General features: G+C 49.0%; 25 protein-coding genes and 3 pseudogenes. 18 read left to right on the plus strand and 10 right to left on the minus strand.

Annotation, left to right across the window (positions count from 1 at the left end; all coding sequences use genetic code 11):
• Positions 1 to 30 precede the first annotated feature (30 nt).
• Positions 31 to 2451: a glycerol-3-phosphate 1-O-acyltransferase PlsB gene (gene plsB, locus ACLJNW_RS13890; RefSeq protein ID WP_023204799.1), complete on the minus strand. Its 2421-nt coding sequence runs from the start codon at positions 2449 to 2451 to the stop codon at positions 31 to 33.
• A gap of 170 nt (positions 2452 to 2621) precedes the next feature.
• On the opposite strand from plsB, the gene ACLJNW_RS13895 reads away from it, so the two are divergent.
• The 5 genes from ACLJNW_RS13895 to ACLJNW_RS13915 all read left to right on the plus strand — a co-directional run bounded on the left by ACLJNW_RS13895 (position 2622) and on the right by ACLJNW_RS13915 (position 5552).
• Complete coding sequence (locus ACLJNW_RS13895; protein ID WP_000002902.1) at positions 2622 to 2990, plus strand: diacylglycerol kinase; 369 nt, start codon at positions 2622 to 2624, stop codon at positions 2988 to 2990.
• 108 nt (positions 2991 to 3098) lie between these two features.
• The gene (lexA, locus tag ACLJNW_RS13900) at positions 3099 to 3707 is read left to right on the plus strand and encodes a transcriptional repressor LexA (protein WP_000646079.1); all 609 of its coding nucleotides are present in this window, start codon (positions 3099 to 3101) and stop codon (positions 3705 to 3707) included.
• Between the two features lie 178 nt (positions 3708 to 3885).
• Complete coding sequence (gene dinF / locus ACLJNW_RS13905) at positions 3886 to 5211, plus strand: MATE family efflux transporter DinF (RefSeq protein ID WP_001128116.1); 1326 nt, start codon at positions 3886 to 3888, stop codon at positions 5209 to 5211.
• The gene (locus ACLJNW_RS13910) at positions 5208 to 5321 is read left to right on the plus strand and encodes a hypothetical protein (RefSeq protein WP_001575282.1); all 114 of its coding nucleotides are present in this window, start codon (positions 5208 to 5210) and stop codon (positions 5319 to 5321) included. Before dinF ends, ACLJNW_RS13910 begins: the two co-directional genes overlap by 4 nt.
• A 21-nt stretch (positions 5322 to 5342) precedes the next feature.
• On the plus strand, positions 5343 to 5552 hold the full coding sequence (locus ACLJNW_RS13915; RefSeq protein ID WP_001030592.1) for a CsbD family protein: 210 nt from the start codon (positions 5343 to 5345) through the stop codon (positions 5550 to 5552).
• A 99-nt stretch (positions 5553 to 5651) separates the two neighbouring features.
• On the opposite strand, the gene zur is transcribed toward ACLJNW_RS13915, so the two are convergent.
• Positions 5652 to 6167 carry a zinc uptake transcriptional repressor Zur gene (zur, locus tag ACLJNW_RS13920; RefSeq protein WP_000416272.1) on the minus strand — a complete coding sequence of 172 codons (516 nt, stop codon included), beginning with the start codon at positions 6165 to 6167 and terminating at the stop codon, positions 5652 to 5654.
• A 246-nt stretch (positions 6168 to 6413) separates the two neighbouring features.
• Between zur and ACLJNW_RS13925 the strand changes: the two genes are divergently transcribed.
• From ACLJNW_RS13925 to ACLJNW_RS13940, 4 genes and pseudogenes are all read left to right on the plus strand, one after another.
• Complete coding sequence (locus ACLJNW_RS13925; RefSeq protein WP_001039337.1) at positions 6414 to 7724, plus strand: conjugal transfer protein TraF; 1311 nt, start codon at positions 6414 to 6416, stop codon at positions 7722 to 7724.
• Between the two features lie 87 nt (positions 7725 to 7811).
• Positions 7812 to 7877 (plus strand): annotated as a pseudogene (locus ACLJNW_RS13930) (hypothetical protein); the annotation flags it as partial.
• A 304-nt stretch (positions 7878 to 8181) separates the two neighbouring features.
• Entirely contained in the window at positions 8182 to 8655 is a 474-nt protein-coding gene (locus tag ACLJNW_RS13935; RefSeq protein ID WP_000287252.1) for a Panacea domain-containing protein, read from the plus strand.
• A gap of 21 nt (positions 8656 to 8676) precedes the next feature.
• On the plus strand, positions 8677 to 9225 hold the full coding sequence (locus ACLJNW_RS13940) for a hypothetical protein (protein ID WP_021563277.1): 549 nt from the start codon (positions 8677 to 8679) through the stop codon (positions 9223 to 9225).
• A 33-nt stretch (positions 9226 to 9258) separates the two neighbouring features.
• Here the strand turns inward: ACLJNW_RS13940 and ACLJNW_RS13945 are convergent, their stop codons facing one another.
• The 8 genes and pseudogenes from ACLJNW_RS13945 to ACLJNW_RS13980 all read right to left on the minus strand — a co-directional run bounded on the left by ACLJNW_RS13945 (position 9259) and on the right by ACLJNW_RS13980 (position 13690).
• Positions 9259 to 9531: a pyocin activator PrtN family protein gene (locus tag ACLJNW_RS13945; RefSeq protein ID WP_022630955.1), complete on the minus strand. Its 273-nt coding sequence runs from the start codon at positions 9529 to 9531 to the stop codon at positions 9259 to 9261.
• A 36-nt stretch (positions 9532 to 9567) separates the two neighbouring features.
• Positions 9568 to 10350: a hypothetical protein gene (locus tag ACLJNW_RS13950; RefSeq protein ID WP_022630956.1), complete on the minus strand. Its 783-nt coding sequence runs from the start codon at positions 10348 to 10350 to the stop codon at positions 9568 to 9570.
• Between the two features lie 188 nt (positions 10351 to 10538).
• Positions 10539 to 11363 (minus strand): YfdQ family protein, encoded by an 825-nt coding sequence (locus tag ACLJNW_RS13955; RefSeq protein WP_022630957.1) that lies wholly within the window; start codon positions 11361 to 11363, stop codon positions 10539 to 10541.
• Between the two features lie 65 nt (positions 11364 to 11428).
• Complete coding sequence (gene yfdP / locus ACLJNW_RS13960) at positions 11429 to 11791, minus strand: protein YfdP (RefSeq protein ID WP_000135680.1); 363 nt, start codon at positions 11789 to 11791, stop codon at positions 11429 to 11431.
• Positions 11792 to 11805: 14 nt separating this feature from the next.
• A pseudogene (locus tag ACLJNW_RS13965) lies at positions 11806 to 12116 on the minus strand (hypothetical protein).
• Between the two features lie 275 nt (positions 12117 to 12391).
• Complete coding sequence (locus tag ACLJNW_RS13970; protein WP_001514782.1) at positions 12392 to 12667, minus strand: hypothetical protein; 276 nt, start codon at positions 12665 to 12667, stop codon at positions 12392 to 12394.
• Between the two features lie 8 nt (positions 12668 to 12675).
• Entirely contained in the window at positions 12676 to 12879 is a 204-nt protein-coding gene (locus ACLJNW_RS13975; protein WP_001083098.1) for a ClpX C4-type zinc finger protein, read from the minus strand.
• A gap of 184 nt (positions 12880 to 13063) precedes the next feature.
• A complete protein-coding gene (locus ACLJNW_RS13980) occupies positions 13064 to 13690 on the minus strand; it encodes a LexA family protein (protein WP_000450735.1) in 627 nt (208 codons plus the stop codon).
• Positions 13691 to 13787: 97 nt separating this feature from the next.
• Between ACLJNW_RS13980 and ACLJNW_RS13985 the strand changes: the two genes are divergently transcribed.
• The 9 genes and pseudogenes from ACLJNW_RS13985 (at position 13788) to ACLJNW_RS14025 (ending at position 18137) form a co-directional block, all read left to right on the plus strand.
• Positions 13788 to 13988, plus strand: a complete 201-nt coding sequence (locus tag ACLJNW_RS13985; RefSeq protein ID WP_000205494.1) for a Cro/CI family transcriptional regulator — start codon at positions 13788 to 13790, stop codon at positions 13986 to 13988.
• A gap of 37 nt (positions 13989 to 14025) precedes the next feature.
• Positions 14026 to 14577, plus strand: a complete 552-nt coding sequence (gene ymfL / locus ACLJNW_RS13990) for a protein YmfL (protein WP_001434539.1) — start codon at positions 14026 to 14028, stop codon at positions 14575 to 14577.
• A gap of 175 nt (positions 14578 to 14752) precedes the next feature.
• Positions 14753 to 14932: a DUF4222 domain-containing protein gene (locus ACLJNW_RS13995; RefSeq protein ID WP_001250269.1), complete on the plus strand. Its 180-nt coding sequence runs from the start codon at positions 14753 to 14755 to the stop codon at positions 14930 to 14932.
• Positions 14922 to 15863: a helix-turn-helix domain-containing protein gene (locus ACLJNW_RS14000; RefSeq protein ID WP_000104967.1), complete on the plus strand. Its 942-nt coding sequence runs from the start codon at positions 14922 to 14924 to the stop codon at positions 15861 to 15863. The genes ACLJNW_RS13995 and ACLJNW_RS14000 overlap by 11 nt, the downstream gene beginning before the upstream one ends.
• Positions 15860 to 15943: pseudogene (locus tag ACLJNW_RS14005) on the plus strand (hypothetical protein); the annotation flags it as partial. The gene ACLJNW_RS14000 and the pseudogene ACLJNW_RS14005, both read left to right, overlap by 4 nt.
• Positions 15944 to 15957: 14 nt before the next feature.
• On the plus strand, positions 15958 to 16611 hold the full coding sequence (locus ACLJNW_RS14010; RefSeq protein WP_000066917.1) for a phage N-6-adenine-methyltransferase: 654 nt from the start codon (positions 15958 to 15960) through the stop codon (positions 16609 to 16611).
• Complete coding sequence (locus tag ACLJNW_RS14015) at positions 16608 to 16934, plus strand: LexA family transcriptional regulator (RefSeq protein ID WP_000210148.1); 327 nt, start codon at positions 16608 to 16610, stop codon at positions 16932 to 16934. The genes ACLJNW_RS14010 and ACLJNW_RS14015 overlap by 4 nt, the downstream gene beginning before the upstream one ends.
• On the plus strand, positions 16931 to 17320 hold the full coding sequence (locus ACLJNW_RS14020; RefSeq protein ID WP_000767130.1) for a RusA family crossover junction endodeoxyribonuclease: 390 nt from the start codon (positions 16931 to 16933) through the stop codon (positions 17318 to 17320). Before ACLJNW_RS14015 ends, ACLJNW_RS14020 begins: the two co-directional genes overlap by 4 nt.
• 19 nt (positions 17321 to 17339) lie before the next feature.
• Positions 17340 to 18137: a KilA-N domain-containing protein gene (locus tag ACLJNW_RS14025; RefSeq protein ID WP_001061375.1), complete on the plus strand. Its 798-nt coding sequence runs from the start codon at positions 17340 to 17342 to the stop codon at positions 18135 to 18137.
• Positions 18138 to 18142: the final 5 nt, after the last annotated feature.

The raw sequence follows: 18142 nt of genomic DNA on the forward strand, positions 1-18142 counted from the left end.
CTTACGCCATCGGGCATTTCAGGCACTGGCTTACTCGCCCTGCGTCGCGCTTTCAATCGTCAGACGGACATCAGAGGTAATTAGATCGGCAAGCATCTGATATATCTTCATCGTTTCTGCCGGTTCGGCATCGCCCGTATCACTGATATAACCCTCATCCCGTAGCGTCAACACGAGTGAACTGAACACCGCTTTGTCGAAAAACTCCGGCGCGTTAATACCGTGCAGGACAGACAGACGTTGCGCCACGGTACGGCTTTCTTTCTCCAGCGTACTGCGGTTGATGGACGGATTGGCGCTCAACAGCCAGAACGTAATGGCATAACGCTGTAGCGTTTCACGCGCGCCTGCCGCCAGCAGTTGCAGCGTACGGGAATGCGTCGGGTTGATATGCAGTTCATCATCCTGCAGGGTAATTAGCCCCTGACGCTGCATTTCACTGGCCAGCGCGTCAATGACTGAGGCTAACTCCTCGCGCTCCCAGCGCAGGAACAGCTCCGCTTTTAACATCGGATAGAGCGCTTCAACATGCTGCTGCAACGCATCACGCGAAATGCGACGATGTTGGGTGATAATCGCCGCCATCAGCGAAGGCATAATCAACATATGCGCGATATTATTACGATAATAGGTCATCAACACCGCCTGCTCGCGCGGCAGAATGATGATATCGCCAATGGTGTCTTTCTCGACCTCAAACTTATTCATCTGCAGCGCGTGAGCGATGAGCTCGCCAGCGCTGGCGGCAGGAACGGTTGAGTCTGTGGAATAAGGGACATTGCGCATCAGATCGAGATAGCAATCAAGCTGCTCGGTGAGCTGCTCGCGGGTGAGCGAGCGCTGACGCGACGCTAACAGCGCGGTACAACACAGGTTCATCGCGTTTGCCGCGCCAGCGTTGTTAATACGCACCATCAGATCGGCGGCGATACTATTTACCGTCGGCGTCAGCCAGGCTGGGCGTATGGCCTCTATAGGGTCTATAGATTCGCGCCACTCCGGCACATGCTGGTTCAGGTACGTCATGAGCGGCATCGGTTCGCCAAAGTTAACGTAGCCCTGACCCAGATTGCGCAGCTTGCTCAAGCCTTTCAGCATCTGCGGCAGGCTCTCTTTCTCTTTTGTCGCGCCGCGCAGCTCTTTCGCATAGGTGCCCACTTCCATGACGTGCTCATAGCCGATGTAAATAGGCACTAACGTAATTGGACGGGTACCACCGCGCAGCATCGCCTGGATAGTCATCGACAGGGTGCCGGTTTTCGGGTCTAACAAACGTCCGGTACGCGAACGTCCTCCTTCGACAAAATACTCAACCGAGTAACCGCGGCTGAACAGTTCGCCCAGGTATTCGCGAAAGACGGTGGAATAGAGTTTATTCCCCTTAAAGGTGCGACGAATAAAGAACGCGCCCAGACGACGGAAAATCGGGCCAGCGGGCCAGAAATTAAGGTTAATACCGGCGGCAATATGCGGCGGAACCAGTCCCTGATGGTACAGCACATAAGAAAGGAGCAAGTAGTCCATATGGCTGCGGTGACAGGGTACATAGACGATTTCATGCCCGTCGTGCGCCAGTTGGCGTACGCGCTCGGCGTTATGCACGTTAATTCCCTGGTAAAGACGGTTCCAGGTAAACCCCAAAATCCTGTCGGTCAAACGAATCATCTCGTAAGAGAAGTTCGCCGCGATCTCTTCCATCAGCGCAATGGCGTTTTGCTGCGCTTTTTCATGAGAGATTTTCTTACTGCGCGCTTCGTCTTCTACCGCGCGGGCGATCGCTTTCGAGGCCAGCAGTTTGTTAAACAGATCCTGACGGGCGGGCAGGCGTGGGCCAACCGCCGCCAGGCGCTGGCGAGCAAAGTGCATACGCGCCACGCGAGCCAGCTTCTGCGCGATGATTTTATCGGTGCCGTGTTCATCAGCCATGCGACGCAATGAGACGGACGGCGAGAATCGGACAAAGCTATCGCGACCCAGCCAGGAGATGGCAAAGAATTTCTGTACGCCGTTCAGCATACGTAAAGGCGGGTTATCTTCTCCCTTTTCACGACCCGGCGCGCGGCCAAACATCACGGAAACGGGCACCATCTGCACGTCCAAAGCCTGATTACTCCGATGCAGATCGAGATAATCGTGAAAAAGTTTCACCGACTCTTCTTTTGGCGTGTAATAGGTAAAGACACGCGGTCCGCCGTGAATAAATACATAGCGTGGCAGCAGCGCGCCGTCGATCTCCAGCGGCTCCAGCGGATCCGGGAGATCGTGCGCCAGACATTGCGCCCGCAGCGTCAGTAAGTCCGCTTTTGAGTTGTATGGCAAGACATACATAATGGGGCGAGAAGTATCGAGCCCCAATTCCTGGGCGGGTTCCGCCGGAATAGACTTGCTTTTTACCAGTATGCTTAATGGTAAATTCAGTAATTTGTAGTAAATTCGTGGCCAGCCGGACATAAACGATGTAAAGCCTCTGGTTAATAATGCAAATGCGGTGCAAGGATATCAGAAAGTTTAGCGAATTTCTGTTGTATCCCGTCATACTTCGCGCTGCGTTACGGCAGTCCGAATCGTGCAGGGCAACCGTATAATGTCATTGACGTTAATAATGTAAAAAGGTTCTTTTGATGGCCAATAATACCACTGGATTCACCAGAATTATCAAAGCGGCAGGATATTCCTGGAAAGGATTTCGCGCCGCATGGACTCACGAAGCGGCGTTTCGCCAGGAAAGCCTCGCGGTACTGCTGGGCGTCATCATCGCCTGCTGGCTGGATGTGGATGCGATTACCCGTGTGTTATTGATAGGTTCTGTTTTACTTATCATGATTGTTGAAATCCTCAACAGCGCTATTGAAGCGGTCGTGGACCGCATCGGTTCTGAATACCATGAGCTTTCCGGCCGTGCGAAAGATATGGGATCGGCTGCGGTGCTACTGTCTATTTTCGTTGCCCTGATGACCTGGGGCATCCTGTTATGGTCACATTTTCGATAAAGGTTCCAAATTTTATAAATCTCTTGTTTTTTGCGCCGTTTGTGGTTCCAAAATCACCTTTAACTGTATATACTCACAGCATGATTGTATATACACCCAGGGGGCGGAATGAAAGCGTTAACGGCCAGGCAACAAGAGGTGTTTGATCTCATCCGGGATCACATCAGCCAGACAGGTATGCCACCGACGCGTGCGGAAATCGCGCAGCGTTTGGGGTTCCGTTCCCCAAACGCGGCGGAAGAACACCTTAAGGCGCTGGCGCGCAAAGGGGTGCTTGAAATCGTTTCCGGCGCATCGCGAGGTATCCGTCTGTTACAGGAAGAAGAGGACGGATTACCGCTTGTCGGGCGTGTCGCGGCGGGTGAACCGCTTCTGGCGCAGCAGCATATTGAAGGCCATTACCAGGTCGATCCTTCACTGTTCAAACCCAGCGCCGATTTCCTGCTGCGCGTGAGCGGTATGTCGATGAAAGACATCGGTATTATGGATGGGGATTTGCTGGCGGTACATAAAACGCAGGACGTCCGTAATGGCCAGGTGGTTGTCGCTCGCATTGACGATGAAGTGACAGTAAAACGCCTGAAAAAGCAGGGCAATAAAGTGGAGCTGCTGCCGGAAAACAGCGAGTTTACACCGATAGTGGTGGATCTGCGCGAACAAAGCTTTACGATTGAAGGGCTGGCGGTAGGCGTCATTCGCAACGGGGAATGGTTGTAATCTCGTTTTAATCTCCTTGTAAGCCGTCATCCGGCAATCGTGCAGCCTGATGGCGCTGCGCTTATCAGGCCTACGGGAATGCAGTTCCTGAGATGATTAATTTGTAGGCCGGATAAGGCGTTACGTCGCCATCCGGCAATGCGCTCGTTTCGTTTAACTCCTTGTCAGGCTTTTCTCCATGCCGCTTTTTACCTCCTCTGATAAAGCTCTCTGGCGTCTCGCGCTGCCGATGATTTTTTCTAACATCACCGTCCCCTTACTGGGGCTGGTCGATACGGCGGTGATTGGTCATCTGGACAGCCCGGTTTTCCTGGGCGGCGTGGCGGTGGGCGCGACTGCCACCAGCTTTCTTTTCATGCTGCTGCTATTTCTACGTATGAGCACCACCGGCCTAACGGCGCAGGCATTTGGCGCCAAAAATCCGCAGGCGTTAGCCCGGGCGCTCATTCAACCGTTATTGCTGGCGCTGGGCGCTGGCGTGATGATTGTGCTATTTCGCACGCCGCTTATCGAGCTGGCTTTACATATTGTCGGCGGGAACGACGCTGTCCTGGTGCAGGCGAGACGCTTCCTTGAAATTCGTTGGCTAAGCGCTCCCGCGTCACTGGCGAATCTGGTGCTGCTCGGGTGGCTGTTAGGCGTTCAGTATGCGCGGGCGCCGGTTATCTTGTTGGTCGTGGGCAATATCCTCAATATCGCGCTCGACCTGTGGCTGGTGATGGGGCTTCATATGAACGTGCAGGGTGCTGCCCTGGCGACGGTCATCGCAGAATATGTCACGTTACTGATCGGCCTCATGATGGTACGTAAAGTTCTCCATCTCCGCGGTGTGTCGCTGGATATGCTAAAACAGGCCTGGCGCGGCAACGTGCGCCGCCTTTTGGCGCTCAATCGCGATATCATGCTGCGCTCATTGCTCCTTCAGCTTTGTTTTGGCGCAATCACGGTGTCAGGCGCGCGGCTGGGCAGCGATATTATCGCGGTAAATGCAGTCCTGATGACCTTACTCACCTTTACGGCCTATGCGCTGGACGGTTTTGCTTATGCGGTGGAGGCGCACTCCGGTCAGGCTTACGGCGCGCGTGACGGTAGCAAGCTACTGGACGTCTGGCGAGCGGCGTGTCGTCAGTCAGGAATTGTGGCCTTGTTGTTTTCCACAGTCTATGCCCTGGCAGGCGAACATATTGTCGCGTTACTGACCTCATTGCCGCAAATACAGCTACTGGCGGATCGGTATCTTATCTGGCAGGTGGTATTACCGCTGGTGGGCGTATGGTGCTATCTGCTCGACGGTATGTTTATTGGCGCGACGCGCGCTGCCGAAATGCGCAATAGCATGGCAGTCGCCGCGGGAGGATTCGCGCTGACGCTCTTCGCCCTGCCGGTATTAGGAAATCATGGTTTATGGCTGGCATTAACCGTGTTCCTGGCGCTTCGCGGTCTGTCGTTGAGCCTTATCTGGCGTCGTCACTGGCGCGAGGGTACATGGTTTGCCAGATCGTGACGGTTAAAAATTCTGAATATAAAACCGAAGGCCGAATTCCTGCCTACAATTATTATCACGTCCAGCAGAAATTGCAGTGCATTTGGGCGAATAACACCTGCTATTCCTAACCGAATGATGAGGACAAGATGATGAATAAAGACGAAGCCGGCGGTAACTGGAAACAGTTTAAAGGTAAAATGAAAGAACAATGGGGCAAACTGACCGATGACGATATGACCGTTATAGAAGGTAAACGCGACCAACTGGTAGGTAAAATCCAGGAGCGTTACGGTTACCAGAAAGATCAGGCGGAAAAAGAGGTTGTTGACTGGGAAACCCGTAACAACTATCGCTGGTAATATGTTTTCCCCTACCAGGAGTACATGGATGTGCTTCCCCCTGTTTGCCTGTGAATGCGGGCGTGCCCCTCTCTACTGCCGCCCGTTTTTCCGTTCAGGCTAACGTGGTTTTTTCTTCACCAGCACCGAGTGATCGTGACCACAGTTTCCCGGATGGCGACACGCTTCTACTTCTACGCACGCAGGGCACAGACCGTGCGCCTCAATAACGTTATGTCGTAGCGCAAAGCCCATTTTAGCCGCCAGCGTATGCATGATGTCTTCCACGCCCTCGGCACACTCTTCCTTCACCACGCCGCAACGATCGCAGATAAACATGGCCGAGCTGTGCGTCGGCTGGTCGAACAGGTGGCAAACCACATAACTATTGGTGGATTCCACTTTATGGACAAAACCCTGTTCGAGCAAAAAATCCAGCGCGCGGTAAATGGTGGGCGGTTTGGCCTGTGGTTCCGTTTCGCGCAGCAAATCGAGCAAATCGTATGCGCTGATGGCACCCTGTTGCAGACTCATCAGGCGCAGCACTTCGAGGCGCTGAGGCGTCAGGCGCACGTTGCGCTGCGCGCAGAGTTTTTCAGCTTGCGCCAGTAACTCTTGCGTTGTGGTCTTTTCCATGTAGCACCTCGAATGGCATGAAAGTCTAATCCGCTACTTTACCACGAGCTGCTTAAAACTCTGAAATTACCCCGCGACAATATATCGCCTGCTAAGCTTTTCCGCGCCAGTATTCTCATCTATACATAATGAGGGTCGATATTATAACAACAGGATTTAACATCACTATTTCACAGCAATAGTTCGCCTCTGTCCGGTAAGGCGTGGCGGAGGGATTACTTCACCTGATAATAAGATGGGCTAACTGTGAACAAAAACGTCAAACTTTCACTGATTGCTATCGCGGTCTCGCTTTTTATGGCAAAGCAGGCGAGCGCCGCCAATACCTGGACGGAAGCGCGTAATGACGCAATGGGCGGGACGGGCGTCGCGTCCGCGAATTATGGCAGCGGAGTACTATTAAATCCGGCGTTACTGGCAAAAGCCAAACCGGAAGACAATATCACTGTTGTCCTTCCTGCGGTCGGCGTCCAGATTACGGATAAAGACAATCTCCAGGATGAAATTGACGATATCAGCGATAAAGTGGATTACTACGATGAGGTCGTCGATAACCTTACGCTGGGGCAAATTCTGCTCAATCCGCGAGGCGTGCTGAATCAATTTCAGGGCGCCGCGCGCGACCTGGCCGATGAGCTGGAATATCTCAACGGAAAAACCGCCCGCGCCAATGCCGGCGCCGGGTTGGCGGTAAGTATTCCAGGGCAAACGCTTTCCGTGGCGTTTATCGCCAAAGGTTATGCGCATGGGCGCGTGAGTTCGTCCATTGATCAGAACGATATTCAGTATTTGCGCGATATCCAGCATGATGAACGTGTCGCGCTTCGTGAAGCAGGACGCGCTGCTTTGCTGGGGTCTGACGAAATTACAAAGCATTTAAACTCTACCGCGTCGGGGCGGGTAGCGATTGTATCTGACTACGGTATTGCGCTGGCGAAGCAGTTTGTGGTGGGCGAGGTGCCTGTTTCCATTGGCGTTACGCCAAAACTGCAAAAAACCTGGCTCTATAACTACACCACCTCAATTTATAACTACGACAGTAGCGACTGGAATAGCAGCCGTTATCGCAATGACGATACGGGTTTTAACATTGATGCGGGGCTTGCTGCCGATATCGGTGAAAACTGGACGTTGGGGCTGAGCGGGCAAAATCTGGTATCTCGCGATATCGATACGAAAGATATTTACATCACTAATGGTATGACGGGAGAAACCACCAACTACAAAGATACATACCAAATCCGCCCTCTGGTTACCGCGGGCGTCGCATGGCATAACGATTTGCTGACCGTAAGCGCCGATGGTGATCTGACGGAAACGAAAGGCTTTAAGAGCGAAGACAATTCACAGTACGTTGGCGTCGGCGCTGAAGTTCGACCGTTGTCATGGCTGGCGGTGCGCGCAGGGTATCGTGCGGATGTGAAAAATAACGATAGCAATGTGGTTACCGGCGGTCTTGGCTTTGCGCCCTTTAACCGTGTGCATCTCGACTTAATGGGACTGTACGGCGAAGATGAAACCTGGGGGGCTGGCGCGCAGCTTACGATGACATTCTGAGGCGTTTTCACCGGAGGCGCTACGCCTCCGGTTTAGCGTTATGCTATAGTGACGCCCCTTTTTTAACCGGATGCTTATTTATTCGCCATGCAGCCTGAAACCCAGTCCTCCGCTTTTCCTGCTTATCGCTTCTCCATCGCGCCTATGCTCGATGGGATGTATCGTTTTTGAAAAACAATTGGTTATGTGTTTTGTGGGAGCCTATTGGGAACCTATCAAAAGATTTTTTGTCATAACAGTGTCAGATGCAAAACACTGTGATGGTCGCTTTGTTGACATCGCAACTTCTGCAGGTATAATTCGCCACCAATTTGTAACCTGTGTATATGTACAGTCATTTGCTGGTTATAAACACAGTGAATTGCTCTTGCAATCTTCCAAAACTTTTTTGTTCGTGTTAGGTTGAGATAACAGTGATGATACTGTTTGCACATTCAGTGTAATGAGGAGGGTGGTTATGTACAGTCCGGTACAAATAGCCAATAAATTCATAACGTTGGGAAACCAACATCATAATCCTCTGACCCACATGCAACTGCAGAAGCTTACTTATATTGCCCATGGTTACTATTTAGCATTAACAGGTAAGCCTTTGCTCAATGAATGTGTCTCCGCGTGGAAGTACGGTCCAGTTATTCCTGGAATGTACGATGCTTTCAAAGACTATGGGAATAAACCTGTTACGAATGTAGCAGTAGCTCCTTTTGGTGGCATCGTTACTATGGATCCGCAAGCAGAGAGCATTATCGGGGCTGTTTATAAGTTTTACGGCTCGAAAAATGGAATTGAGTTATCAACTCTAACTCATATGCCAGGTACGCCTTGGTCACAAGCTTATAATGGTATTGGCTCGTCAATCATCTCAAATGATGCGATCAAGGCTTATTATCATGATTTATTGAATAACCGACAGCAATGTCAGGGCCTCTGAAAAGTAATATTCAGGGATGACATGTCTCACAATTCAGATATCTATAAACTTATCGGAGCGGCCGCAGGTGTTGAAAATGGTCGCTCTGAAGCATCCTTAAACTCTACTGACAGTCAAGAACAGGTTTTTAAATCTGCATTTGAGCCGTCTAATCATGAGAGCGACGATGATTCTTCTTCAGAAAATAAAGCTATTCTGGAGGCAGAAGAGTTTGGTTCTAATACTGGTGCATTGCATGAGTTTATGCAGCAGAACAGAATGGACAGTCTTCAAGCTCAGCTTGATATGCTCAAATCACAAGTACGGGATAAGATAGCTGACGCAACTGGTAAAGAAATAGACAATGAGCTTCGGACAAAAATGGCCTCATTCACGGTTTGGTTTATGTCGTGTTGGTGCTTATTCGTTGTCGCAATGTTTACATCGTTTCTTATTGCACATGAAGGAAAGCCTCCAGTTGAAGCGATCGTTGCATTACTAGGTACAAGTACAATTAGTATTGTTGGTTTGGTTGGTTTCGTTGTTAGTGGATTGTTCAAATCAAGAAAAGATAGTGATAAAGAAAAATAACCCGTACATATACGGGTTATCCATAGTTTTAGTTTAGTTATATTTTTGTTTTTCCGTTCTGACTTTTTCCCACTCAGCTCGCCCTTCTTCCCGTCTTTTGTCAATATATTCCGCAAGATCCTGAATGTTGATGCAGCGTTTTGCTTTTTGTGATGTACCGATGCGATATGTAGGTACAGGCAACTTACAAGCGTTTGCTTTTGCTTCTGCTGTGGCTGGACTCATACCAAAGTATTTTTGACTAACTGCTGAGAGTTCAATGTTTAGGGTATTGAATTCAGCCATCAGTAAAAACAAGGTATTCATATCATTTCTCCATCATAACCGGCTGCACCCGGCGAGTTACTTATTCATTTCAATAATATTATTTTCTATCATTGATTTATTTAAAACCAAAGAAGGAGCAAGATGGTTGTCTATTTTAAATAATGCATAACTTTTAAACCGTTGGTGATATCCGTAACCAATAAGGATGCTAGAAAAATCTCTTAATTCATCTTCTTTAAGAACATGAAAATGAAATGGGTTGTCGCCATTTATGGACAATGAAGCATCTATTATGCAGTATTTCTCTCCGTTGTCATTTGCATAGAAAAAAATATAAGACATTCTGTTTGTTAAGACAATGCCATTAAATTTTATTATGTCTGGAATTATTTTGTTTTTCATATTTGGTGCCACATGTTTATTTTCAGAAATACATTTGATTTCATCTCCAGATGTCGTGATTATATAAAAATGAAACTTATCAGAAATATCTAACTTAACTACGCCATCATTATTATAAAGGCTGCTAAATTTTGGTAGTTCAACTTTTAAAGAATCATAGTTCTTTAGAAGAAGAGGGGAGTCAAATTTAATAACTCGTAGTATCCCTTTCCCTTCAATCTCCATATTGATTGAAGATATAGCAATTGCATTATCTCTTTTATTAGTCAGGATTATGGTTGATATATGCATGTCATATATTTTACTTACATTTGCTGAATACGACACTGTCACCTTTTTTGATATTTTTTGTACGCCAAAATATATAGTGAAGCCTGCGGCAAAAATAGATAAGAATTTAATGTCAAATAAGGACCATAACCACATTAGTTGCTCAATTGCTTCAGAGTTAATCATTTGCTTTACCATTATCGCTGTAATACAACACATGTGCGTATATATACGCAATGCAATTATTTTGCAAGTGCTTCATTTACTATCAATAGCTACATCACGTTATCGTTTAATGGTTCTTTATAGGGGCGGCAATAGTTAAAATTATCGCTTCCGTAAACGCCCCCGCAGGGGCATTTGCAGTAATGAAATCAGGCGGTGAAAGTACCAATAAAGGTTTCTACTTTGCTGTCTTTGAATTTTTCAACAAGCAGATCACGAAATTCGTTAGCCATTTCTTCCTGCACTGCTTCCAGCTGAATAATGCGCAGAACCAGTACAGGGCGATCACCAGTGATAATGCTGAGTCGTAATTTAAATGGTCGTTCTTTCAGGCCTTCAAACGGAACGCATTTAAATTCAAATGCCACTGGCATAATGTCTTTGGTCCTCGCTTCGACAGACTCCATCAGGGAGCGTTTGCCGCTGAAGTCATTGTCTTCAAAATCAGCAGTCTGGTTCGCTTCAATTGTGATTTTACGGACTGCCGCAGCCGCTTTTGTTGCCTGAATGGCGTCACCATTAGCATCAAAGCCCACAAGGTAGTCGGCCCAGTCTTCAATCCATTCTGCCAGTGACTTCTGGGAGTTACGCTCACCGTTAACAGACAACAGAGCAGAGAACGGTGCTGTCTTTTTCAGTTTGAGAGTGGCGGTGTTATCTGCGTGACCTGGTTCATCAATAGTACCCAGGTTAAGCACACTGACGGCACGCATATTATCAGCATCGATAAAGCAGCGGGTGCCTTCATCTGCAAGATCTTTAGAATAACGGGTAAAGTCATCGATGCTGGCAGTGGAAAGCGCACCACGGAAACGGAAGCGATTTAAATTAAATTTTTCCAGATCATGAATGCGGAAATTCTCAGGCAATGCCACAGCATCGGCACCAATCTTACTGATAATTTCATTAACACCCTGAGCAGAAATAAGGGCATGGATTTGATTAATTGCGGTTGCGTCTAAGTTCTGAGACATAATAAGTCCTCACTATATAAAGATATTCAGTGATGAGATAAATAATCGGTTAATTAAGAACGATATTAATGACCTGCTGCGCGGAGTTTTCCGTCAGGTTCACCGGCAAGAGTCAGTAATTGTCCCTGGTCTTCCTGCAGAATAGTCAGGCGACCACCGCGATTGACATACATCGGCGTTTCGGTGGTGTCTTCTTCGGAAATTTTCCCGCGGTTAGTCGGGCGAACATATGAGAGTTTGTGTTTGATTTTCACACGGTTCTCATCAAATGGTTCGATTTCCAGGTTGAGTGAGACCTTACCTTTGGTTTTCGTGTTCATCACACCTGAAGCGACTTCACTGAGAACTGCGCCGATTTTGGTTTCAAATACGCCGCCGTCCAGCTCCCCGATAAATGCCTGCACATCAGTACTGCGTTCGCTAGCCATTTTGCTGCTCCTCATCATATCGACCCTGCAAGGTCGGTTGGTTTCTCCACAAAACAGAGAAGAACACCTGCGGTGGCTGCCGCCCGGATGGATTGGGTTATGAGCCCGTCGTCCGGTGATGCTCTTCTCTGTTTTGTAAAAAGGACGGTACCAGCCGGAAGCAATGGTACAAGCTGGTACCGCCAGGACTACACACAGCATAAAGTTGTGGTGCCGGGTGCCTCCCGGTGCCTGGCGAAGGTTGCACACCAGGCGGGTGGGTATCCACAGAAGGTCGACTGTCAGCCTCAACCTTAACCCGCGTGCGCTGAGCCGCATTCACCACAACGCTAAGGATTCTCTCTGGTTGAAAATACTTAGCTGTTATGTGCCTGTCTTTTCACCACTTCAGGCTCGGTGGTATCCTTTTAAGTCCGTATACATAAAAGGAAAATCAAATGACTTTTGATGAAAAAGAACTTGATAATGCAATTAATAAAATCATCGTAACGTCGCTCTTTTCCTGTCTCAGCGACACTCAGCAGAAACAGTTCTACGAATCGGCTTTCAACATGATCGAGCGTTGTTGTTTCTGCGATGCCGACGAGCTACCTGAAAAAATCAGGAAACAGTTGGCTGATGCTCTTCGAGTGCGACTTTCTGACCAATTTTCTGAAATGTACTCTCCGAATTTGGACAAATAGAAAAAGGCCATTTCCATTCAGGGTCTGATGGAAATACTTCAGCCTGTTCCAAAGCACGGCGTAAAGAGAATACAACTCCAGCCATAATCTGATGTTTCCCATTGGTCCAGCTATCGCCGCTCTGATCTACAGGAGCGGCTATGTCGTATGACCAAACGACTTCACCACTATTGTTTAAAATCTGGACTTTCATTTTGTTCTTTAACCTCCAGATTTCCGCGCATCTAAAGGCGCATTCTCATTTGGTGTGAACTGAATAGTTGTGCTGATATTGATTAATGCCCCGACACACAAGACTACGCACTCAGAGCAGATAGCAACTTCATCTTTTCCGCCTTTGGCGATGATTTTTTTTGCCTGCAGCTCGTTTGCGCCACAAAACGAGCATGTGAAATAACGGTTCATTTGCGCTCTCTTACACATAGTATTTAACGAATCATCCGGTCATTCATACGCCACCGGCGGCTACTTCGTGGGCGTCCTGCCTGTTCGTTATCTTTGATATAAAATCTAACTTAACTTAGTTATTATGGCAAGAGAAAACACCAAACTTTTCTTAGTTCGGTGCCTTAGTTAGAGAAGAGAGGTCTTAGAGTTCGTATTGAACTCCTTTGACTACACCAATGATAAGGCAATTACCATTGATAGGGATGTTGGGATACCGAGGATTTAATGGCACTAAAAACTTTTGAGGGCCATCGATGACTAATTTTTTTACTGTAGCTTCGTTTGTTCCATCAAGTCGAGCGATGACTATTTTTCCATGACGAGGTTCTGCATCTGGATCTACAATCACTGTTGCGCCTTCTGGTATTGTTGGGAGGCCATTAGGGTTAGTCATGGAGTCACCTTTAACCTCTAATGCAAATGAGTTATCACCAATCTTTAATGATGTATCTACCCACTTGTCCACTTCACTAAACACTTCTGCTGCCCTGCACTCAGTAAACTGCCCAGCCTGAACCCACGATATTACAGGAACTCTGCGCATGTTTGTGACGAGTTTGCCTTCAAACTCAGCACCATAAAGAATGTAATCTATTGACGTATTGAAGAACTTCGCTAATTTCGAAAGTGCCTCCCCACCAGGGGTATTGATGTCTTTCTCCCAGTACCCCACAGCAACGTCGCTTACTCCACAAAATTTACCCAATTCTTTCTGGGACGTTCCGGTAACTCTTCTCAGAGCTTTTATACGCTGACCAACCGTTTCCATAGGAGCACCATTTCTTGAATTGCTAAGTAATCTTAGTTTTTATTGACCAAAGATAGATTTGTAATTAGCATCTAATAAAACTTAGTTTGGAGGGCGTATGACAACTGACGATATCGAAAGCTACTTCGGCAGTATTGAGAAAGTTGCTGCTTTTTTCGGCATAACAACTGAAGCCGTTTATCAGTGGCGAAACCGTCCGGGCCAGTTAATTCCAAAAGGACGTGCAGCAGAAGCTGCATATAGAACTTGCGGACGGTTGCCATTTAAACCTGAGCTTTATGAAAAATCTAATGGATAAATCGATTAACAGAAACCACAGAACGATGAGGCTAACCGTGGGTAAGCATCACTGGAAAGTAGAAAAACAGCCTGAGTGGTACGTGAAAGCTGTCAGAAAAACTATCGCAGCGTTGCCGGGTGGTTACGCTGAAGCAGCTGACTGGCTGGATGTAACAGAAAACGCATTATTTAACCGCCTTCGTGCCGATGGCGATCAGATTTTCCCGCTGGGATGGGCAATGATTTTGCAACGTGCTGGTGGAACTCACTTCATTGCTGACGCTGTGGCGCAGTCTGCAAATGGCGTCTTTGTGTCTCTTCCTGACGTCGAGGATGTGGACAACGCCGATATTAACCAGCGCCTGCTGGAAGTCATTGAACAGATTGGCAGTTATTCCAGACAGATTCGTTCGGCAATCGAAGACGGTGTGGTGGAACCGCATGAGAAGACAGCAATTAACGACGAGCTGTATCTCTCAATTTCGAAGCTGCAGGAGCATGCAGCACTGGTCTACAAAATCTTTTGCATTTCAGAAAGTAATGACGCCCGCGAGTGTGCAGCTCCGGGCGCCGTGGCGTGTCGTGACTGTGGAGAAACTAACGCATGAACAGTTTAACAACACACTACCGTCGCTCGCAACTGATTGCGCTTCCTGTACCGGGTGGAAAAGCGAAGGTGGAGTATTGCTATGCAGTTAATGTACCAGGTGACAGGGAAATTGTAACCCACAGCTTTGCTGAGTGGGCTGTGGGTGATTTCAACCGGCAGAAGGAGACAGTCCTTTGCGACAAGTTAACCGCTGGTTCAAAGATCACTACGGAGTGCCCGTCAGAGTCATTCGTTGGGAGCCGGAAACACAACGAGTTATCTACCTCCGCGAAGGCTATGAGCATGAGTGCTTCAGCCCGCTCGAACAGTTTCGTCGTAAATTCAGGGAAATAGAGGTCGGTCATGAGCACTAAATTAACCGGCTATGTATGGGATGGTTGCGCTGCATCAGGCATGAAATTATCCAGCGTGGCAATTATGGCCCGCCTGGCTGATTTCAGTAATGACGAAGGTGTGTGCTGGCCATCAATTGAAACCATTGCCCGCCAGATTGGCGCGGGAATGAGTACCGTCAGAACGGCTATCGCACGGCTGGAAGCAGAAGGCTGGTTAACGCGTAAGGCGCGTCGCCAGGGTAACCGCAATGCGTCGAATGTTTATCAGCTTAACGTTGCGAAGCTTCAGGCAGCGGCATTTTCTCAACTGTCAGATTCTGACCCGTCAAAATCTGACGCATCAAAATCTGACCCGTCAAAATTTGATGCGTCGAAATCTGGCAAAAAAGCGGGTTTTCACCCGTCAGAATCTGGCGGGGATCCGTCAGTAAAATCAAAACATGATCCGTCAGATAAAAAAACTTCTCGTCCGGACGCTTCGCAACCGGACACGCAGACGGCTGAACAGGAGTTTTTAACTCGCCATCCTGATGCGGTTGTATTCAGCCCTAAAAAGCGCCAGTGGGGAACGCAGGATGATTTGACCTGCGCACAGTGGCTCTGGAAAAAAATCATCGCCCTGTACGAGCAGGCCGCCGAATGTGACGGCGAGGTGGTTCGTCCCAAAGAACCGAACTGGACAGCCTGGGCAAACGAAATTCGCCTGATGTGTGTGCAGGATGGTCGTACTCACAAACAAATCTGCGAGATGTACAGCCGCGTCAGCCGCGATCCGTTCTGGTGCCGTAACGTGCTCAGCCCGTCGAAGCTGCGGGAAAAATGGGATGAGCTTTCCCTGCGCTTATCGCCGTCCGTCAGCACGTACACAGAAAAACGCGAAGACCCGTACTTCAAAGCCAGTTACGACAACGTGGACTACAGCCAGATCCCGGCAGGATTCAGGGGGTGATCATGAGTCTGTTAAATGACGTTCAGAAATTCATTGAAGCCCATCCGGGCTGTACTTCCGGAGACATTGCGGATGCTTTTTACGTGGGGGCTTAATGAGTAATAAATATTGCCAGGCGCTGGTAGAACTGCGGAACAAACCAGCCCATGAACTGAAGGAAGTGGGCGATCAGTGGCGCACGCCGGACAACATTTTCTGGGGAATTAACACCTTGTTTGGTCCGTTTGTTCTGGATCTGTTCACTGACGGTGATAACGCCAAATGTGCCGCGTATTACACGGCGGAAGACAACGCGCTGGCGCATGACTGGTCAGAACGTCTTGCGGAGCTTAAAGGTGCTGCCTTTGGTAATCCCCCATACAGCCGCGCCAGTCAGCATGAGGGGCAATACATCACCGGCATGCGTTACATCATGAAACATGCCAGTGCCATGCGTGATAAGGGCGGGCGCTATGTTTTCCTGATCAAAGCTGCCACCAGCGAAGTGTGGTGGCCGGAAGATGCGGACCATATTGCTTTTATTCGCGGGCGTATTGGTTTTGAACTGCCTGCCTGGTTTATCCCGAAGGATGAGAAGCAGGTGCCGACAGGAGCTTTCTTCGCTGGTGCTATTGCTGTTTTCGACAAGACCTGGAAGGGACCGGCAATCAGCTACATCGGGCGCGACGAACTTGAGGCATGTGGTGAGGCCTTTCTGGCGCAGGTTCGCCAGCAGGCAGAAAAACTGGTCAGGGAGATGGCGGCATGACGACGTTAACTCAATGCCAGCAGCAGGTGCTGGATATGCTGATTTCTTATCAGAAAGAACGTGGCTTCCCGCCAACCAATCAGGAGGTGGCAACCATGCTGGGATACCGTTCGGTGAATGCAGCGGTGGAGCATCTTCGCGCACTGGAGAAAAAAGGCGTCATCACGATAAAGCGTGGCGTGGCCCGGGGGATAACGCTTCATACCGCGGTGAAGGACGACGACAGCGAGGCGGCCGGGATTATCCGCGCACTGCTTGCCGGTGAGGAAAACGCCAGGTTGCGTGCAGCCCACTGGTTACATGAGAGGGGCCTGAAAGTATGAAGCTGATCCTGCCTTTTCCGCCCAGCGTGAACACGTACTGGCGACACCCCAACAAAGGAGCGTTTGCAGGTAAGAGCCTGATAAGCGCGGCGGGGCGCAAATTCCAGAGCACGGCGTGTGCAGCAATAGTTGAGCAGTTACGTCGTCTGCCAAAACCAACGTCGGCACCTGCTTCAGTGGAGATCGTGTTGTTTCCTCCGGATAACCGGATCCGCGATCTGGACAACTATAACAAGGCGCTGTTTGACGCCCTGACCCACGCGGGTGTGTGGGAAGACGACAGTCAGGTGAAAAGAATGCTGGTGGAGTGGGGACCGGTTATCCCGGAAGGGAAGGTCGAGATCACTATCAGTAAGTACGAGAAAACGGCGGGTGCAGCCGCCTGATTGAGAGGAGAAACGAAGTATGAATAATCTGATGGTCATTGATGGTATTGAAGTTCGTCGTGATGCTTTTGGGCGTTACAGCCTGAACGATCTGCACAGGGCTGCTGGTTCTCTGGATAAGCATAAGCCTGCATTCTGGCTCCGCAATGAGCAAACTGAACGTTTAATAAGCGAGTTGCAGATTTGCAACTCGGTCAATATAGAGCCAGTTAACGTTATTCGTGGCGGAAATAACCAGGGGACGTATGTCTGCAAAGAACTGGTGTATGCCTATGCAATGTGGATCAGCCCGTCATTTCATCTGAAGGTGATCCGTACTTTCGATATGGTAACCAGCGCACCGGAAAAATTATCCGGGCAGGCTGCTGACAAGATGCAGGCTGGCGTGATTCTGCTGGACTTTATGCGTCGGGAGTTAAATCTGTCTAACTCATCTGTGCTTGGTGCCTGTCAGAAACTCCAGGAGGCTGTTGGCTTACCGAATCTGGCACCGCGCTATGCCATTGATGCCCCTGCTGATGCACACGATGGCTCAAGTCGCCCGACACTATCACTGAGTGCACTGCTGAAACAGTATGGTATCCGCCTTACGGCTAATCAGGCATATCACCAGATGGTGAAACTGGGGATCGTCGAACAGCGCGAACGATACAGCCGTACCGCGATTAATAACATCAAAAAATTCTGGTCGCTGACGGCGAAAGGCTGCATGTTCGGCAAGAACATCACCAGTCCGGCAAATCCGCGTGAGACGCAGCCGCATTTCTTCGAATCCCGATTCCCTGAGCTGTTAAAGCTGCTCGATACCGTTCATTGAGGTGA

It is taken from the genome of Salmonella sp. SAL4457 (assembly GCF_046548235.1).
GTDB lineage: Bacteria > Pseudomonadota > Gammaproteobacteria > Enterobacterales > Enterobacteriaceae > Salmonella > Salmonella enterica.

Bases quoted from the DNA above. Each gene is read 5' to 3' on its own strand.
- plsB (WP_023204799.1), bottom strand. From the start codon at position 2,451: ATGTCCGGCTGGCCACGAATTTACTACAAATTACTGAATTTACCATTA.
- ACLJNW_RS13895 (WP_000002902.1), top strand. From the start codon at position 2,622: ATGGCCAATAATACCACTGGATTCACCAGAATTATCAAAGCGGCAGGA.
- lexA (WP_000646079.1), top strand. From the start codon at position 3,099: ATGAAAGCGTTAACGGCCAGGCAACAAGAGGTGTTTGATCTCATCCGG.
- dinF (WP_001128116.1), top strand. From the start codon at position 3,886: ATGCCGCTTTTTACCTCCTCTGATAAAGCTCTCTGGCGTCTCGCGCTG.
- ACLJNW_RS13915 (WP_001030592.1), top strand. From the start codon at position 5,343: ATGAATAAAGACGAAGCCGGCGGTAACTGGAAACAGTTTAAAGGTAAA.
- zur (WP_000416272.1), bottom strand. From the start codon at position 6,167: ATGGAAAAGACCACAACGCAAGAGTTACTGGCGCAAGCTGAAAAACTC.
- ACLJNW_RS13935 (WP_000287252.1), top strand. From the start codon at position 8,182: ATGTACAGTCCGGTACAAATAGCCAATAAATTCATAACGTTGGGAAAC.
- ACLJNW_RS13940 (WP_021563277.1), top strand. From the start codon at position 8,677: ATGTCTCACAATTCAGATATCTATAAACTTATCGGAGCGGCCGCAGGT.
- ACLJNW_RS13945 (WP_022630955.1), bottom strand. From the start codon at position 9,531: ATGAATACCTTGTTTTTACTGATGGCTGAATTCAATACCCTAAACATT.
- ACLJNW_RS13950 (WP_022630956.1), bottom strand. From the start codon at position 10,350: ATGATTAACTCTGAAGCAATTGAGCAACTAATGTGGTTATGGTCCTTA.
- ACLJNW_RS13955 (WP_022630957.1), bottom strand. From the start codon at position 11,363: ATGTCTCAGAACTTAGACGCAACCGCAATTAATCAAATCCATGCCCTT.
- yfdP (WP_000135680.1), bottom strand. From the start codon at position 11,791: ATGGCTAGCGAACGCAGTACTGATGTGCAGGCATTTATCGGGGAGCTG.
- ACLJNW_RS13970 (WP_001514782.1), bottom strand. From the start codon at position 12,667: ATGAAAGTCCAGATTTTAAACAATAGTGGTGAAGTCGTTTGGTCATAC.
- ACLJNW_RS13975 (WP_001083098.1), bottom strand. From the start codon at position 12,879: ATGAACCGTTATTTCACATGCTCGTTTTGTGGCGCAAACGAGCTGCAG.
- ACLJNW_RS13980 (WP_000450735.1), bottom strand. From the start codon at position 13,690: ATGGAAACGGTTGGTCAGCGTATAAAAGCTCTGAGAAGAGTTACCGGA.
- ACLJNW_RS13985 (WP_000205494.1), top strand. From the start codon at position 13,788: ATGACAACTGACGATATCGAAAGCTACTTCGGCAGTATTGAGAAAGTT.
- ACLJNW_RS14000 (WP_000104967.1), top strand. From the start codon at position 14,922: ATGAGCACTAAATTAACCGGCTATGTATGGGATGGTTGCGCTGCATCA.
- ACLJNW_RS14010 (WP_000066917.1), top strand. From the start codon at position 15,958: ATGAGTAATAAATATTGCCAGGCGCTGGTAGAACTGCGGAACAAACCA.
- ACLJNW_RS14015 (WP_000210148.1), top strand. From the start codon at position 16,608: ATGACGACGTTAACTCAATGCCAGCAGCAGGTGCTGGATATGCTGATT.
- ACLJNW_RS14020 (WP_000767130.1), top strand. From the start codon at position 16,931: ATGAAGCTGATCCTGCCTTTTCCGCCCAGCGTGAACACGTACTGGCGA.
- ACLJNW_RS14025 (WP_001061375.1), top strand. From the start codon at position 17,340: ATGAATAATCTGATGGTCATTGATGGTATTGAAGTTCGTCGTGATGCT.